General features: G+C 73.7%; 18 protein-coding genes. 11 read left to right on the top strand and 7 right to left on the bottom strand.

Annotation, left to right across the window (positions count from 1 at the left end; translation table 11 throughout):
- The first annotated feature begins 9 nt into the window (after nucleotides 1-9).
- Nucleotides 10-1,317 carry an adenylosuccinate lyase gene (gene purB / locus UXQ13_RS16585; protein WP_225233186.1) on the top strand — a complete coding sequence of 436 codons (1,308 nt, stop codon included), beginning with the start codon at nucleotides 10-12 and terminating at the stop codon, nucleotides 1,315-1,317.
- The gene (locus tag UXQ13_RS16580) at nucleotides 1,314-2,174 is read left to right on the top strand and encodes a phosphoribosylaminoimidazolesuccinocarboxamide synthase (RefSeq protein WP_225233185.1); all 861 of its coding nucleotides are present in this window, start codon (nucleotides 1,314-1,316) and stop codon (nucleotides 2,172-2,174) included. Before purB ends, UXQ13_RS16580 begins: the two co-directional genes overlap by 4 nt.
- Here UXQ13_RS16580 and UXQ13_RS16575 read toward each other — a convergent pair.
- The 5 genes from UXQ13_RS16575 to UXQ13_RS16555 all read right to left on the bottom strand — a co-directional run bounded on the left by UXQ13_RS16575 (nucleotide 2,141) and on the right by UXQ13_RS16555 (nucleotide 5,171).
- Nucleotides 2,141-2,875: a PilZ domain-containing protein gene (locus tag UXQ13_RS16575; RefSeq protein ID WP_225233184.1), complete on the bottom strand. Its 735-nt coding sequence runs from the start codon at nucleotides 2,873-2,875 to the stop codon at nucleotides 2,141-2,143. The two genes, UXQ13_RS16580 and UXQ13_RS16575, sit on opposite strands and share 34 nt — an antisense overlap.
- Nucleotides 2,876-2,894: 19 nt before the next feature.
- Nucleotides 2,895-3,563, bottom strand: a complete 669-nt coding sequence (locus UXQ13_RS16570) for a PilZ domain-containing protein (RefSeq protein WP_225233183.1) — start codon at nucleotides 3,561-3,563, stop codon at nucleotides 2,895-2,897.
- Between the two features lie 121 nt (nucleotides 3,564-3,684).
- On the bottom strand, nucleotides 3,685-4,134 hold the full coding sequence (locus UXQ13_RS16565) for a hypothetical protein (RefSeq protein WP_225233182.1): 450 nt from the start codon (nucleotides 4,132-4,134) through the stop codon (nucleotides 3,685-3,687).
- Nucleotides 4,131-4,661: a hypothetical protein gene (locus UXQ13_RS16560; protein WP_225233181.1), complete on the bottom strand. Its 531-nt coding sequence runs from the start codon at nucleotides 4,659-4,661 to the stop codon at nucleotides 4,131-4,133. Before UXQ13_RS16560 ends, UXQ13_RS16565 begins: the two co-directional genes overlap by 4 nt.
- Before the next feature lie 39 nt (nucleotides 4,662-4,700).
- Nucleotides 4,701-5,171: a hypothetical protein gene (locus UXQ13_RS16555; RefSeq protein WP_225233180.1), complete on the bottom strand. Its 471-nt coding sequence runs from the start codon at nucleotides 5,169-5,171 to the stop codon at nucleotides 4,701-4,703.
- 172 nt (nucleotides 5,172-5,343) lie between these two features.
- Between UXQ13_RS16555 and purS the strand changes: the two genes are divergently transcribed.
- Genes purS through UXQ13_RS16535 form a run of 4 tightly spaced genes read left to right on the top strand, consistent with a single transcriptional unit; the run spans nucleotide 5,344 to nucleotide 8,921 of the window.
- Nucleotides 5,344-5,583 carry a phosphoribosylformylglycinamidine synthase subunit PurS gene (gene purS / locus UXQ13_RS16550; protein WP_225233179.1) on the top strand — a complete coding sequence of 80 codons (240 nt, stop codon included), beginning with the start codon at nucleotides 5,344-5,346 and terminating at the stop codon, nucleotides 5,581-5,583.
- A 1-nt stretch (nucleotide 5,584) separates the two neighbouring features.
- Nucleotides 5,585-6,256 (top strand): phosphoribosylformylglycinamidine synthase subunit PurQ, encoded by a 672-nt coding sequence (gene purQ / locus UXQ13_RS16545; protein WP_225233178.1) that lies wholly within the window; start codon nucleotides 5,585-5,587, stop codon nucleotides 6,254-6,256.
- Complete coding sequence (purL, locus tag UXQ13_RS16540; RefSeq protein ID WP_225233177.1) at nucleotides 6,253-8,523, top strand: phosphoribosylformylglycinamidine synthase subunit PurL; 2,271 nt, start codon at nucleotides 6,253-6,255, stop codon at nucleotides 8,521-8,523. Before purQ ends, purL begins: the two co-directional genes overlap by 4 nt.
- Entirely contained in the window at nucleotides 8,523-8,921 is a 399-nt protein-coding gene (locus UXQ13_RS16535; protein ID WP_225233176.1) for a sterol carrier family protein, read from the top strand. Before purL ends, UXQ13_RS16535 begins: the two co-directional genes overlap by 1 nt.
- A gap of 54 nt (nucleotides 8,922-8,975) precedes the next feature.
- Here the strand turns inward: UXQ13_RS16535 and UXQ13_RS16530 are convergent, their stop codons facing one another.
- A complete protein-coding gene (locus tag UXQ13_RS16530) occupies nucleotides 8,976-9,104 on the bottom strand; it encodes an MFS transporter small subunit (RefSeq protein ID WP_263639364.1) in 129 nt (42 codons plus the stop codon).
- Nucleotides 9,101-10,504: an OFA family MFS transporter gene (locus UXQ13_RS16525; protein WP_225233175.1), complete on the bottom strand. Its 1,404-nt coding sequence runs from the start codon at nucleotides 10,502-10,504 to the stop codon at nucleotides 9,101-9,103. Before UXQ13_RS16525 ends, UXQ13_RS16530 begins: the two co-directional genes overlap by 4 nt.
- Before the next feature lie 185 nt (nucleotides 10,505-10,689).
- Here UXQ13_RS16525 and UXQ13_RS16520 point away from each other — a divergent pair, with 185 nt between their 5' ends.
- From UXQ13_RS16520 to purM, 5 genes are read left to right on the top strand one after another with little or no spacing between them, the layout of a single operon-like run.
- The gene (locus tag UXQ13_RS16520; protein ID WP_225233174.1) at nucleotides 10,690-11,775 is read left to right on the top strand and encodes an S-(hydroxymethyl)mycothiol dehydrogenase; all 1,086 of its coding nucleotides are present in this window, start codon (nucleotides 10,690-10,692) and stop codon (nucleotides 11,773-11,775) included.
- The gene (locus UXQ13_RS16515; RefSeq protein ID WP_225233173.1) at nucleotides 11,775-12,383 is read left to right on the top strand and encodes an MBL fold metallo-hydrolase; all 609 of its coding nucleotides are present in this window, start codon (nucleotides 11,775-11,777) and stop codon (nucleotides 12,381-12,383) included. The genes UXQ13_RS16520 and UXQ13_RS16515 overlap by 1 nt, the downstream gene beginning before the upstream one ends.
- Nucleotide 12,384: 1 nt before the next feature.
- Nucleotides 12,385-13,113 (top strand): DUF72 domain-containing protein, encoded by a 729-nt coding sequence (locus tag UXQ13_RS16510; RefSeq protein ID WP_336392563.1) that lies wholly within the window; start codon nucleotides 12,385-12,387, stop codon nucleotides 13,111-13,113.
- Nucleotides 13,114-13,171: 58 nt separating this feature from the next.
- The gene (purF, locus tag UXQ13_RS16505; RefSeq protein ID WP_225233171.1) at nucleotides 13,172-14,752 is read left to right on the top strand and encodes an amidophosphoribosyltransferase; all 1,581 of its coding nucleotides are present in this window, start codon (nucleotides 13,172-13,174) and stop codon (nucleotides 14,750-14,752) included.
- On the top strand, nucleotides 14,749-15,810 hold the full coding sequence (purM, locus tag UXQ13_RS16500; RefSeq protein WP_225233170.1) for a phosphoribosylformylglycinamidine cyclo-ligase: 1,062 nt from the start codon (nucleotides 14,749-14,751) through the stop codon (nucleotides 15,808-15,810). Before purF ends, purM begins: the two co-directional genes overlap by 4 nt.
- Nucleotides 15,811-15,845 lie beyond the last annotated feature (35 nt).

Here is a 15,845-nt window from a genome sequence, read left to right as displayed (position 1 = left end):
GGTACCCGCATGATCGACCGCTACACCCTGCCCGAGATGGGGGCGGTCTGGAGCGAGCAGCACAAGTACGAGCTGTGGTGCCGGGTCGAGACCCTCGTCCTCGAGGCGCACGCCGCCGCGGGGCGGGTGCCCGCCGACGTCGTCGAGCCGGTGCGGGCCGCCCCGGCCCCCACGCCGGAGGCCGTCGCCGAGATCGAGGCGACCACCCAGCACGACGTGATCGCCTTCCTGTCGGCCTGGGCGGACAACACCGAGCCGCGCAGCGCCGCCGCCTACGTCCACCACGGCATGACCAGCTCTGACCTGCTGGACACCGCCCTCGCCGTCCAGCTCACCGACGCGACCGACGTCCTGCTGGCCAAGGCCGACCGGCTGGTCGCCGCGCTGCGCGACCACGGGCTGGCCCACCGGAACACGCTCAAGGTCGGCCGCACGCACGGCGTGCACGCCGAGCCCGACGTCTGGGGCCACCGGGTCGCCGACCTCGCGTTCGCCGCGGCTCGCTCCCGCGACCGCCTGCGGACGGCGCGGACCGCGGTCGGCGTGGTCGCCATCTCCGGCGCGGTCGGCACCTACTCGCTGATCGACCCCGAGGTCGAGCGGACCGTCGCCCGGGCCCTGGACCTGCGGGCCGCCGACGCCTCCACCCAGGTGGTGCTGCGCGACGGCATCAGCGAGTGGGTCTCCGCGCTGGCGATCATCGCCACGGTCTGCGAGGCGATCGCGCTGGAGGTCCGGCACGGCCAGCGGACCGAGGTGCGCGAGCTGTCGGAGGCGTTCGGGTCGGGCCAGAAGGGCTCGAGCGCGATGCCGCACAAGAAGAACCCGATCCGCTCCGAGCGCATCGCCGGCCTGGCCCGGGTCGTGCGCGCGGCGATCGTGCCGGTCATGGAGGGCATCCCGCTGTGGCACGAGCGCGACATCTCGCACTCCTCCACCGAGCGGGTCTTCCTGCCCGACGCCTCGATCACCACCGACTACCTGCTGGACCTCACCGCCGGCCTGGTCGAGAACCTGGTCGTGGACGCCGAGCGGATGCGGGCCAACCTGGACTCCACCGGCGGGCTGATCTACACCTCCGCGGTGCTGCTGGAGCTGGTCGAGGCCGGCATGGGCCGCGAGCAGTCCTACGCCCTGGTGCAGGGCGCGGCGATGCAGACCTGGCAGACCGGCACCCCGTTCCGGGAGACCCTGCGGGCCCGGGCGGCCGCCGACGGGGTCGCGCTGGACGAGGCCCGGCTGGACGACATCTGCCGGCCCGAGCGGTACGTGGCGAACCTCGACCCGCTGTTCGAGCGGCTCGCGGCGCTGTCGTGACCCTCGACCTGCCGCTCGTGGCCCGCGGCAAGGTGCGGGAGGTCTACGACGCGGGGGAGGACCGGCTGCTGCTGGTCGCCTCGGACCGCATCTCGGCCTACGACCACGTGCTGCCCACCCCGATCCCGGACAAGGGCGCGGTGCTGACCCGGCTGTCGGTGTGGTGGTTCGACCAGCTCGCCGACGTGCTCGCCGCGTTCGGGGCCACCCACCACCTGCTCAGCGCCACGGACGTGCCGGCCGAGGTGGCCGGCCGGGCGATGCTGGTCCGCCGGCTGGAGATGGCGCCGGTCGAGTGCGTGGCCCGCGGCTACCTGTCCGGCTCGGGCACCGTGGAGTACCGCCGGACCGGCGCGATCGTGGACGTCGAGCTGCCGGCCGGCCTGGTCGAGGGCTCCCGGCTGCCGCAGCCGGTCTTCACCCCGTCCACCAAGGCCGAGGTGGGCGAGCACGACGAGGCGATCTCCTTCGCGCGCACCGTGGAGCTGGTCGGTGCGGACCAGGCCGAGCGGCTGCGCGACCTGACGCTGGCGCTGTACCGGCGCGGCCACGAGGTCGCCCAGCAGGCCGGCATCGTGCTGGCCGACACCAAGTTCGAGTTCGGCGTGGCCGGGGACGCCCTCGTGCTCGCCGACGAGGTGCTGACCCCGGACTCCTCGCGCTTCTGGCCCGCGGTCACCTGGTCACCGGGCGCCGTGCAGCCCTCCTACGACAAGCAGTTCGTGCGGGACTGGCTGACCTCGTCGGGGTGGGACCGGCAGTCCCCGCCGCCGGAGCTGCCCGCCGACGTCGTCGCGGCGACGCGGGAGCGCTACGTGGCGGCCTACGAGGCGCTGACCGGCTCCTCGTTCGACTGAGCAGGCTCGGGCTCGGGCTCGGGCTCGGGCTGCGGCTCGGGCTCGGGCTGGGGACCGGCCGGGACGTCGTCCTCCGGTGCGGCGGCCAGGATGAAGTCGCGCAGCCGGCGCCGGTCGGTGTCCAGGTCTCCGGTCAGGTAGACCCGGACGTCGCGGGTGCCGTCGGGCAGCAGCCCGGACCGGACGACGGTCACCGGGACGGCGGTGCGCTCGCCGGCCACCAGCACGGCCAGGTCCCCCTCCGTCCCGGGCTCGGGCAGCGGATGGGTGGCGAGGTCGGCCGGCGGGAAGCTCAGCCGGACGCCGGCGACGCTGATGTCCACGGTCTCGCCGGCCAGCCGGACGTCGTCGACGACGAGCACCGCGGGCAGCGCGACGGTGTGCCGCGGCACCGCGCGCCGGGTGCCCTCGTCGGCCGGTGCCACCGGGATCAGCCGCCAGTCCGGGCGGCCGCCCACGGGGGTGACCACATCGGCCACCTGGTAGGTCCGGGTGCGGACCTTGCCGCGGGAACCCCAGGACACCTGCAGCATCGCGCCGAGGGCGACCCGGGCGCGTCGGCCCGAGCGGGACAGCGGGACCTCGGCGACCAGCTCGTGCTCGCTGGAGGCGCCGGCGGTGCTGGTCAGGGGCACCCCCTCGAGCACCACGTGGAGCACCGAGCCGCGCTCGGGGCGGTCCTGGCCGAAGACGTCGTTCACGGTCGCGTGTCCCGTCCGTTCACCGGGTCGCGCGCCGCGCGAGCTCGAGGGCGGTGGTGGTGCGCAGCCGGCTGCGGACCTCGTCGGAGAGGTCCTCGAAGGCCACGCGCAGCTGACGGCGTCCGTCGGCCAGTCGGCTGCGGTGCACGACCCGGCAGCGCAGCTCGACCCGGGTGCCGTCCAGCGCGATGGCGAGGACGGCCCGCTCGCCGGTGTCGGGCAGCGGGTGCGCGACGTCGCCGAAGCCGGCGGTGGGCTCGGCCGGGAAGATGACCCGCAGGCCGCCCTCGCTGAGGTCGGCGGTCTCGCCCAGCAGCAGCCCCGAGGGCATGGCGAGCCCGACCGGGACGTGCAGCGGGGCGCGAGGGGTGGCGCGCCGGTCGCCGTCGACGGCCGAGCCGACCGGGCGCAGCCGCCAGGTGGGTACTGTCCCGCCCCGCACGTCGACGATCTGGTAGGGCCGGCAGCGGACCGGGACCTCGACCGGGCTCCACCAGACCGACACCTCGGCGCCCAGGGACAACCGGACCCGCCGGCCGGAGGCGTCGACCCCGACCTCGAGGACCAGCTCCTGCTCCAGGCTGCTCTCCACCTGGCTGTGCGCGGGTGCGGTCGACCCGCCGGTCACCACCTCGACGGTGGAGCCGCTCTCGGGCCGGGACAGGCCGGTGGTCTGCACGTCGTTCACGTCCCTGCTCCGTCCTGCTCCGCTGCGCCGACATGGCGTTCTCGGGGGGACCATCGGCAGGACCGACCCGGAATCGCGTCGAGACGAGGTCTTGCCGCCGGCGGGGCCGCGGTGGGTCCGTTCACGCGGTGTTGGAGGTGACGGGGGTGCCCCGCCAGTTCGTCGCGAACACCGGGGTGACGATGTAGGTCAGCGCGCCGCCGAGGCCCAGCAGGCTGCCGGTGTCCACGCAGGACGTGACGGTCAGGAGGGCGTCGCAGGCGCCCGAGCCCGGCGTGCGGGTCGGTGTGCCGAGGAGCGGGGTGACGTATCGGGCCACCTCGTACCCGCGGACCGGGACCCCCTCCACGGCCACCGCGGTCCAGGACACCGCCACGGTGAAGCCGAGGGTGCCGTCGGTCCGCTTTGCGGTGACCGTCCCCACCGAGGGGATCGTCGCGGCGGCCACGGACGTCGAGCTGCCGATGGCCGTCGACGCCTCCCACGACGCCCGGGATGCGGTGGCACCGCCGACGAGCAGGACCGCGGTGGCCACCACGGCGGCGAGGGGGCCCCACGGGAGTCGGCTCACAGCGAGGTGCCTGAGAGCGTCACCGGCACGGTGAAGGTCGCTCCGGCGCAGCCGCTGGGGGCGTCGGCCCTCATGTAGACCGCGCCGGTCAGGACGACGGCGGCGCTGGTGGAGTTGGCGGCCACCACGATGGCGGCGGCGCCGGAGCGGTTGATCGACGCCACCACGGGCAGCACGTTCCCCGCGGGGCAGGCCGCCGTGTCCGTGGCGACCCCGTTGCCCAGGGTCAGGGTGGTGAGCGAGACCGGGTAGGGGTTGGCGTTGGTGATGGTGAACCCGATCGTCCCCGTGGCCGGGTTGGCGTACGTCGTCCCGGTCCGCGGGAAGATGGGGTTGAGCTGGGGCACCGCGGTGACGGTGAGGTCCACGGGGGTCACGGCGCGGGCCTGCGTGGAACCGCCGCCCGTCGCGCTCCACGCCGCCCAGGCGACCCCGGTGCCGCCGAGGAGCAGGGCGAGCGCGGTCGCCAGGACCACCACCCGGCCCGCCCCCCGGCGGCCGGTGGACCGGCGGTGCCGTCCGCTCACGGCCGTACCCCTCCCTGCCGGAGACGTCCGCGCCGCACGTCAGGCGGGGATGGTCGTGCCCGTGGCGGTGACCGGCACCGTGAACACCGCCCCCTTGCAGCCCTCGGCGGCGGTGGGAAGCATCGTCACCGCCAGGGGCAGCGAGAGCACCGCGCTGTTCGAGTTGGCCAGGACGTCGAGGGTCAGCCCGGTGATCGTCGTCTGGGGCAGCGTGATGTTGCTGGCTGGGCAGCTGGACGAGCTAGTGGTGGGGGTCCCCAGGGTCACCGACGTGACCCGCACCGTGAAGGCGTTGTCGTTGGTGATCGTGCCGGCGAGCGCGGCCGCCCCGCCCGGGTAGAGCACCGAGGACGCCGGGGTGGTGGCGGCGACGGTGAAGTTCACCGTCGTCCCGGCCACGCCGCTGACGGCGCCGGTGCCGGTGACCATCCAGGCCGCGAAGGCCACGCCGCCGCCCAGCATGGCGACGATGATCAGGGCGACGACGCCGGAGCGCTTGCGCAGGTTCACTGGACTCCCTCGGACCGCGGTGCACCGGAACTGGGTCGTCCGGTCATGACACCCGGGGTATCGGCAGCAGTGGTTCCGAAACCAAGTCGAACGGCGAAGTCGCCGCGAGCGATCCGGCCCACCCGGCCGCGCACCGGGGAAGGGCCTGCTCGGGCCCCGGTACCCTCGTCGCGTGCCCCGTGTCGTGGTCGACGTCGTCCTGAAGCCCGAGATCTCCGACCCCCAGGGACAGGCCGTGCTCGGCGCCCTGGGCCGGCTGGGCCACCAGGGGGTGACCGGCGTCCGGCAGGGCAAGCACTTCGTCCTCGACGTCGAGGGCACCCCGGACGAGGCCGAGCTCCGCCAGATCGCCGAGACCCTGCTGGCCAACCCGGTCATCGAGGACGTCGAGCTGCACCTGACGGAGAGCTGACGTGCGCATCGGGGTGGTGACCTTCCCGGGCTCGCTGGACGACGTCGACGCCGCCCGCGCGGTCCGGCTGGCCGGCGGCGAGGCCGTGCCGCTGTGGCACGCCGACGACGACCTGGGCGCGGTGGACGCCGTCGTCCTGCCCGGTGGCTTCTCCTACGGCGACTACCTGCGCGCCGGGGCCATCGCGGCCCGCCAGCCGCTGGTGCGGGCGGTCGTCGACCGGGCCCGCGCCGGCATGCCGGTGCTGGGCATCTGCAACGGGTTCCAGGTGCTCTGCGAGGCCGGCCTGCTGCCCGGCGCGCTGACCCGCAACTCCCACCTGCACTTCCGCAACCGCGACCAGGGCCTGCGCGTCGAGCGGGCCGACACGGCGTGGACGTCGTCCTACGCCACCGGCCAGACGATCGTCGTCCCGGTCAAGAACGGCGAGGGCCGCTACGTCGGCGCCGACGCCGACCTGGACGCCCTCGAGGGCGAGGGCCGGGTCGTCGTCCGCTACGTCGGCGGCAACCCCAACGGGTCCTCCCGCGACATCGCCGGCGTGACCAGCGCCGACGGCCGGGTCGTCGGGCTCATGCCGCACCCCGAGCACGCGGTCGAGGACCTCACCGGTCCCTCCACCGACGGGCTGGGCTTCTTCACCTCCGTGCTCCAGGGAGCCGTCTCCGCATGACCGTCGACACCGTCACCCGCGCCGGGGGCACCCCGGACGAGGAGCAGCCCTGGCGCGAGCTGGGCCTCCGCGAGGAGGAGTACGGCCGGATCCGGGAGATCCTGGGCCGCCGCCCGACCACCGCCGAGCTGGCGATGTACTCGGTGATGTGGAGCGAGCACTGCTCCTACAAGTCCTCCAAGGTGCACCTGCGCCGGTTCGGCGACCTGCCGCGCAGCGAGGCCCTGCTGGTCGGCATGGGCGAGAACGCCGGCGTGGTCGACGTCGGCGACGGCTACGCGGTCACCTTCAAGGTCGAGTCGCACAACCACCCCAGCTACGTGGAGCCCTACCAGGGCGCGGCGACCGGGGTCGGCGGCATCGTCCGCGACATCCTCACCATGGGCGCCCGCCCGGTCGCGGTCATGGACTCGCTGCGCTTCGGCCGGGCCGACGCCCCCGACACGGCGCGGGTGCTGCCCGGCGTGGTGGCCGGCGTGGGCGGCTACGGCAACTGCCTGGGCCTGCCCAACATCGGCGGCGAGCTGCTCTTCGACGACTGCTACATCGGCAACCCGCTGGTCAACGCGCTGTGCGTCGGCGTCATGAAGCACGCCGACGTCCGGCTGGCCAAGGCCGAGGGCGTGGGCAACAAGGTCGTGCTCTTCGGTGCCCGCACCGGTGGCGACGGCATCGGCGGCGTCTCGGTCCTGGCGTCGGAGACCTTCGACGCCGACGGCCCGGCCAAGCGGCCCTCGGTGCAGGTCGGCGACCCGTTCACCGAGAAGCTGCTGATCGAGGCGTGCCTGGAGATCTTCGCCGCCGACCTGGTCACCGGCATCCAGGACCTCGGCGGCGCCGGCCTGTCCTGCGCCACCTCCGAGTTGGCCGCCGCGGGCTCGGGCGGCATGCGGATCGACCTGGACACGGTGCCGCTGCGCGACTCCACGCTGACCGCCGCCGAGATCCTGATGAGCGAGTCCCAGGAGCGCATGTGCGCGATCGTCGAGCCGGGCAAGGTCGAGGAGTTCCTCGCCGTCTGCCGGAAGTGGGACGTGCTGGCCACGGTCATCGGTGAGGTCACCGACGGCGACCGCCTGCTCATCGACTGGCACGGCGAGCGGATCGTCGACGTCCCGCCGCGCACGGTGGCCCTGGACGGCCCGGTCTACGAGCGACCGATGGCCCGCCCGGCCGACCTGGACGCGCTGCAGGCCGCCGTCCCCCCGGCGGAGTCCACCGACCTGCGCGCCGACTGGCTGGCCCTGGTCGGCAGCCCGGACGGCTGCGACAAGTCCTGGGTGACCGAGCAGTACGACCGCTACGTGCAGGGCAACACGGTGCTGGCCCAGCCCGAGGACGCCGGCGTCGTCCGCATCGACGAGACCAGCAACCGGGGCATCGCGCTGGCGCTGGACGGCAACGCCCGGTTCGCCCGGCTGGACCCCTACACCGGCGCGCAGCTGAACCTGGCCGAGGCCTACCGCAACGTCGCTGTGTCCGGCGCGGTCCCGCTGGCGGTCACCAACTGCCTGAACTTCGGGTCCCCCGAGGAGCCCGAGGTCATGTGGCAGTTCGCCGAGGCCGTCCGCGGCCTGGCCGACGGCTGCCGCGCGCTGGGCCTGCCGGTCACCGGCGGCAACGTGAGCCTCTACAACCAGACCGGCGACGTGCCGATCAACCCGACCCCGGTCATCGGGGTGCTCGGGGTGCACGCCGACGTCCGGCAGCGCGTGCGCGGCGGCTGGACGACGGCGGGGGAGACCCTGCTGCTGCTCGGGGAGTCCCGTCCGGAGTTCGGCGGGTCGGCCTGGGCCTCCGTCGTGCACGGCCACCTCGGGGGCCTGCCCCCGCGGCTCGACCTGGACGCCGAGCGCGCGCTGGGCGGGCTGCTCGCGTCGCTGGCCGCCGACGGGCTGGTGTCCTCCGCGCACGACCTGAGCGACGGCGGCCTGGCGCAGGCGCTGACCGAGTCCGCGCTGCGGTACGGGGTCGGCGCCACCGTGTCGGTCGACGGTGACCCCACGGCCGCGCTGTTCGGCGAGTCCGTGGCCCGCGCCGTGGTCACCACCGCCGACGCCGCCGCGGTGCTCGCCGCGGCGCAGGCGGCCGGCGTCCCGGTGACCGAGCTCGGCACCACCGGCGGCGACGCGCTCGTCGTCGAGGGCCTGCTCGAGCTGCCGCTCGACGAGCTGCACACCGCCTGGTCGACGACGCTGCCCACGCTGTTCGACACCCCCGAGGCCGTGGTCGGCTCCGTCCCGGCGGGCGCCGTCCCGACCAGCTGATGGCCGGGACGCCGCCGATCCCGGCCGAGGCGCTGCGCGAGGCCCTGGCGCCGTGCCTGCCCTGGCTGCGCGGGGAGGCCGACCAGCCGGCCCGCGCGGTGCTCGGGGCGGCGGTGAAGACGACGGCGCGCTGGCTGGCGCAGCAGGTCCCGGGGCGGTCGGTCGAGGTCCGGGTGCCCCCGCACGTGGCCGTGCAGTGCATCCCGGGGCCCCGGCACACCCGCGGCACCCCGCCCAACGTCGTGGAGACCGACGCGGCCACCTGGCTGCGGTTGGTGGCAGGCCTGCAGACCTGGGACGAGGCAGTGGCCGCGGGCCGGGTGGCCGCCAGCGGCAACCGCGCCGACCTAGCCGTTGTCCTCCCGTTGCGGCCCTTCCGCGCCGGCCCCCCCGCCTGACACGACGACGCCCCGCCCACCGCGGGGGTGGACGGGGCGTCGGTGCCGGTCGGGTCAGCCGGTGAACAGCGCGCTGGCGGTGCGGATGGTCTGCACCAGGCCGTACAGCAGCGGGATCACCACCAGCGCCCAGGCGACGACGATGAGGGCCATCGGGGTGCTGCTGCGCTCGGGTGAGCTCATCGGGCGGCGCTCCGTTCCGGGGTGGGGGAGGTCTGGGACTTCGGCTCGTGCCACTTGCTCGCGACCGGCTTGACCAGCAGGTTCGCCACGAACCCGACGGCGAGCAGGCCGACCATGATGAACAGCGCGATCCGGTAGTCCCCGGCGACGAGCTCACCGGGGGTGCCCTGGGTGTCCAGGACGCCGTTGACGATCAGCGGGCCGGCGACACCGGCGGCCGACCAGGCGGTGAGCAGCCGGCCGTGGATGGCGCCGACCTGGTAGGTGCCGAACAGGTCGCGCAGGTAGGCCGGGATGGTGGCGAACCCGCCGCCGTAGAAGCTGATGATCAGCGCGGCCAGCAGCACGAACAACCACACGGCCGAGCTGCCGACGGTGGCCAGCGCGACGTAGAGCAGCAGCCCGACGCCGAGGTAGACCATGTAGATGCCCTTGCGGCCGATGACGTCCGACGTCGAGGACCAGACGAACCGGCCAGCCATGTTGAACAGCGACAGCAGGCCGACGAAGCCGGCCGCGGCCGCGGCGGTGACCAGCGAGGCGTCCCCGTCGCGGAAGAAGTCCTGCACCATCGGGCTGGCCTGCTCGAGGATGCCGATGCCGGCCGTGACGTTGCAGAACAGCACGATCCACAGCAGCCAGAACTGCGGGGTCTTGATCGCATTCGCCGCCGAGACGCTGTCGGTGGTGACCAGCGCCTTGCTCTTCACCGTCGAGGGGTCGAAGCCGTCGGGCTTCCAGCCCTCGGCGGGCACCCGGACGATCGCGGCGCCGAACATCATGAAGACCAGGTAGACCAGGCCGAAGGTGACGAACAGCAGCGCGACCGCGGACCCGCTGGGGGTGGTCGCGGCGGTGCCGTCGTAGCTGGAGTCGTAGAGGCTCATCAGCTGGCGGGACAGCGGGGTCGCGATGAGCGCGCCACCGCCGAAGCCCATGATCGCCATGCCGGTGGCCAGGCCCGGGCGGTCCGGGAACCACTTGATCAGCGTGGAGACCGGCGAGATGTAGCCGATCCCCAGCCCGATCCCGCCGAGGACGCCGTAGCCCAGGTAGAGCAGCCACAGCTGGTTCGTGGCGATGCCCGCGGCGCCGACCAGGAAGCCGACCGACCAGAAGCAGGCGGAGGTGAACATGGCGGCGCGGGGACCGTTGCGGTCCACCCACGTGCCGAACAGCGCCGCCGACAGACCCAGCATCACGATGGCGATCGAGAAGATGGCGCCGATCGCGGTGAGCGAGGACTCGAAGTCGGCCACCAGGGCGGCCTTGTAGACGCTCGTCGCGTAGACCTGCCCGATGCACAGGTGGACGGCGAGGGCCGCCGGCGGGATCAGCCAGCGGTTGAAGCCCGGCTTCGCGACGATGCGGTCGCGGGCCAGGAAGCCGGGAACGGCCACGGTGGGTCCTCCTGTCCGGGGTCGACCCCCGGGTGAGCTGGGCGCCCGCTGTGTGACGCGGGCCATGCCGGGGGGACGGTAGTGCGGGGTGCAACCGTTCGCGCGGCGAACGAGACCTCGCCGTGATCGTCCGCAGGGCGGAAGCCGTCGGACCGCCGTCGGACCCCACCCATAGGCTGCGGTGCATGCCGTACGAGGTGCAGGGCGTCGTCGCCCTCAGCAAGGGAGCCCCCGTCAGTCTCGAGACGATCATCGTCCCCGACCCCGGGCCGGGTGAGGCGGTCGTGGACGTGCAGGCGTGCGGGGTCTGCCACACCGACCTGCACTACCGGGAGGGCGGGATCAACGACGAGTTCCCGTTCCTGCTCGGCCACGAGGCCGCCGGCGTGGTCTCGGCCGTGGGCGAGGGCGTGGAGAACGTCGCCGTCGGTGACTTCGTCATCCTCAACTGGCGCGCGGTGTGCGGGAAGTGCCGGGCGTGCGCCAAGGGCAAGCCCTGGTACTGCTTCGACACCCACAACGCCACGCAGAAGATGACGCTCAAGGACGGCACCGAGCTGTCCCCGGCGCTGGGCATCGGCGCGTTCGCCGAGAAGACCCTCGTCCACTCCGGGCAGTGCACCAAGGTCGACCCGGCCGCCTCCCCGACCGCCGCCGGCCTGCTGGGCTGCGGCGTGATGGCCGGCGTCGGTGCCGCGATCAACACCGGTGGCGTGGGCCGCGGGGACACCGTGGCCGTCTTCGGCTGCGGCGGGGTCGGCGACGCCGCGATCGCCGGTGCCCGGCTGGCCGGCGCGGCGAAGATCATCGCCGTCGACCTGGACGACCGGAAGCTCGAGTGGGCCAAGGGCATGGGCGCCACCCACACCGTGAACTCCAAGGAGACCGACGCGGTCGCCGCGATCAAGGAGCTCACCGGCGGGTTCGGCGTCGACGTCGCCATCGACGCCGTGGGCCACCCGGCGGTCTACCAGCAGGCGTTCGACGCCCGCGACCTCGCCGGCACCGTCGTCCTGGTCGGCGTGCCGAACCCGACGATGGAGATCACGCTGCCGCTGATCGACGTCTTCGGCCGCGGCGGTGCGCTGAAGTCCTCCTGGTACGGCGACTGCCTGCCCAGCCGGGACTTCCCGATGCTCATCGACCTGTACCTGCAGGGCCGCTTCGACCTCGACGCGTTCGTCTCCGAGACCATCGGCATCGGCGACGTCGAGGCCGCGTTCGAGAAGATGCACCACGGCGACGTGCTGCGCTCGGTGGTGGTCTTCTGATGCCGGCGCGCATCGACAAGACCGTGGTCAGCGGCGTGTTCAGCCTCGACGGCCAGGACTTCGACGTGGACAACAACGTCTGGCTGGTCGGCGACGACGAGACCGTGCTGGTCATCGACGCCCCGCACGACGCCGCCCCGATCCTGGCGGCGGTCGGCGGTCGCACCCTGGGCGCGATCGTGCTGACCCACGGGCACAACGACCACATCACCGCCGCGGTCGCGCTGCGCGAGGCCACCGGCGCCCCGATCTGGTTCAACCCCGAGGACCGGATGCTCTGGGACGTCGTGCACCCCGACGCCGCCCCGGACCACGACCTGGTCGAGGGCACCACCTTCGACGTCGCCGGCACCCAGCTCGTGGCCATGCACACCCCGGGCCACTCCCCGGGCAGCACCTGCCTCTACGCCCCCGAGCTGGACACCGTCTTCACCGGCGACACCCTGTTCTGCGGCGGGCCCGGTGCCACCGGGCGCTCGTACAGCGACAAGCCGACGATCCTGAACTCCATCCAGGAGCGGCTGCTCACGCTGCCCGGCGAGACCGTGGTCAAGACCGGGCACGGCGACGACACGGTCGTCGCCGACGAGGTCGACAACATCCACTGACGTGGATGCACCCCGGCCCCGCATCGGGACGTCCGGGTGGAGCTACGACCACTGGGACGGCGTCCTCTACCCACCGGGGACGCCGTCCCGGGACCGGCTCGCGCGCTACGTCGCCGAGTTCGACACCGTCGAGCTGAACGCGTCGTTCTACCGCTGGCCGCGCGACACCACCTTCGCCGGCTGGCGCTCCCGGCTGCCCGAGGGCTTCGCGATGAGCGTCAAGGCCGCCCGCGGGCTCACCCACGCCAAGCGGCTGCTGGACCCGGAGACCTGGATCGGCCGGATGGCGGCGGGCTGGCACGAGCTCGCCGACCGCCGCGGCGTGCTGCTGGTCCAGCTGCGCCCCGACCACCATCGCGACGACGACCGGCTGGCCTGGTTCCTGGCCCACCTGCCGCCCTGGCTGCGGGTGGCGGTCGAGCTGCGGCACCCCACCTGGCAGCACGACGACGTGTTCGACCTGCTCGCGCGGCACGGGGCGGCCTACTGCGTGGTCAGCGGCGCCGGCATCCCCTGCGTGCTGCGGGTGACCGCGCCGTTCGCCTACGTGCGGTGGCACGGACCCGACCACGAGCACCTCTACGCCGGCTCGTACAGCGACGAGGACCTGCACTGGTGGGCCGACCGGATCCGGGAGTGGCGGGGCACCGAGGTGTTCGGCTACTTCAACAACGACGGCGAGGGGCACGCCGTCCGCAACGCCCGGCGGCTGCGCGAACTGCTGGGGTGAGCTGAGGTTCACGCGTCGGGGGCTGGTGCGTCCACCTGGCCCCGGTACCCTCGCAACCGTGCCTCGCGGTGATGGACGGCTGACGCACGACCTCGACCCCCAGGATGCCGGACCCCAGGACGCCTGCGGCGTCTTCGGTGTCTGGGCACCGGGGGAGGAGGTCGCGAAACTGACCTACTTCGGTCTCTACGCCCTGCAGCACCGGGGTCAGGAGGCCGCGGGCATCGCGGTCTCCGACGGTGCCTCGGTGGTGGTCTACAAGGACCTCGGGCTGGTGAGCCAGGTCTTCGACGAGTCGACCCTGAGCAGCCTGCGCGGCTTCCTGGCCGTCGGGCACACCCGGTACTCCACGACGGGCGCCTCGACCTGGGAGAACGCCCAGCCGACGTTCCGGACGACGGGGTCGGGGACCGGCATCGCGCTGTGCCACAACGGCAACCTGGTGAACACCGCCGAGCTGGCCAGCCGGGCCGCCGACGAGGGCGTCTCCGGTGCCTTCTCCTCGACCACCGACTCCGACATCGTCACCGCGCTGATCGCGGCGAAGCAGGACCTGTCGGTCGAGGCCGCGGCGATGCAGGTGCTGCCGCTGCTGCGCGGGGCGTTCAGCTTCACCTTCATGGACGAGACGACGCTCTACGCCGCCCGCGACGCCCAGGGCGTCCGGCCGCTGGTGCTGGGCCGGCTCGAGCGCGGCTGGGTCGTGGCCAGCGAGACCGCGGCGTTGGACATCGTCGGCGCCTCCTACGTCCGCGAGGTCGAGCCCGGCGAGCTGATCGCCATCGACGAGGACGGCCTGCGCTCCCAGCACTTCGCGCCCGCCTCGCCCAAGGGCTGCGTGTTCGAGTACGTCTACCTGGCCCGCCCGGACACCACGATCTCCGGCCGCGGCGTGCACGCCGCGCGGGTCGAGATCGGCCGCCGGCTGGCCAAGGAGCACCCGGTCGAGGCCGACCTGGTCATCCCGGTGCCGGAGTCGGGCACCCCGGCCGCCGTGGGCTACGCCGAGGCCTCGGGCATCCCCTACGGCCTGGGCCTGGTGAAGAACTCCTACGTGGGCCGCACGTTCATCCAGCCCAGCCAGACCATCCGGCAGCTGGGCATCCGGCTCAAGCTCAACCCGCTGCGCGACGTCATCCGCGGCAAGCGGCTGGTCGTCGTGGACGACTCGATCGTGCGCGGCAACACCCAGCGCGCGCTGATCCGCATGCTGCGCGAGGCCGGCGCCGTCGAGGTGCACGTGCGGATCGCCTCGCCGCCGGTGAAGTGGCCGTGCTTCTACGGCATCGACTTCGCCTCGCGGGCCGAGCTCGTGGCCAACGGCCTGGACGTCGACGGCGTCCGCGCCTCGATCAACGCGGACTCGCTGGGCTACGTCAGCGAGGCCGGGATGATCGCGGCCACCGAGCAGCCGGCCAACCGGCTGTGCTCGGCCTGCTTCACCGGGGAGTACCCGATCCCGCTGGGCGAGCCCGAGGTGCTGGGCAAGCACGTGCTGGAGGGCATCACCCGGCGCACGCTGCCGGTGCTCGACGACGTCGACCGGGAGGCGGCCCGCGCCGTCAGCGGGTGGACCGGTCAGCAGGCCGGCAGCCCCAGCACCTCCGGTGGCGCCGACGACGCGCTGCGCCGCCCGTGACCGGCGGCTTCACCTACGCGGAGTCCGGCGTCGACATCGACGCCGGCGAGCGCGCCGTGACGCTGATGAAGAGCGCGGTCGAGGCCACCAACCGGCCCGAGGTGGTCGGCGGCCTCGGCGGGTTCGCCGGGCTGTTCGCGCTGGACACCCAGAAGTACCGCAAGCCCCTGCTGGCGTCGTCCACCGACGGCGTCGGCACGAAGATCGCCCTGGCCCGGCAGCTGGACCGGCACGACACCGTGGGCATCGACCTGGTCGCCATGTGCGTCGACGACCTGGTGGCCTGCGGCGCCGAGCCGCTGTTCCTGCAGGACTACGTGGCCTGCGGCAAGGTCGTCCCGGAGCGGATCGCCGCGATCGTCACCGGCATCGCCACCGGCTGCCGGCTCGCCGGTGCCTCGCTGGTCGGCGGGGAGACCGCCGAGCACGGCGACCTGATGGACGCCGACGAGTACGACCTGGCCGCCACCGCGGTCGGCGTGGTCGAGGCCGACGCGGTGCTGGGCCCCGAGCGGGTGCGCAGCGGGGACGTCGTCGTCGCGATGGCGTCCTCGGGGTTCCACTCCAACGGCTACTCCCTCGTCCGCCGGGTGGTCGCCAGCGCCGGGCTGGACCTGCACGCCACCCCGGCCGGGCTGGACCGGGAGCTGGGCGCGACGCTGCTGGAGCCGACCCGGATCTACGCGCTGGACTGCCTGGCCCTGGTCGCCGAGCTGGGTGTCGACGCGGTGCACGCCTTCGCGCACATCACCGGGGGCGGGCTGGCCGCCAACTCCGGGCGCGTCGTCCCCGACGGCCTGGTGGCCGTGCTGGACCGCTCGACCTGGGCGCTGCCCGCGGCGGTGCAGCTCATGGAGGCCCACGGCGTGCCGCGGGGCGAGTCCGAGCGGGCGTTCAACTGCGGCGTCGGCATGGTCGCCGCCGTCGCCCCCGAGGCCGCCGACCGCACGGTCGCCCTGCTCACCGACCGCGGCGTGCCCGCGTGGGTCGCCGGGGAGATCGGTCCCCGCGGCGACGTGCAGGCCGTGCCCAGCCGTCTGGTCGGTTCCTACCGCTGACAGCACGACGACACCGCCGTCCCGGGGGACGACGG

Origin of the sequence: Klenkia terrae (assembly GCF_037083865.1) — a bacterium.
GTDB classification, from domain to species: Bacteria; Actinomycetota; Actinomycetes; order Mycobacteriales; family Geodermatophilaceae; genus Klenkia; species Klenkia terrae.
Note: the sequence above shows the minus strand (reverse complement) of the source record. Positions and strands in the feature narration are given on the sequence as shown.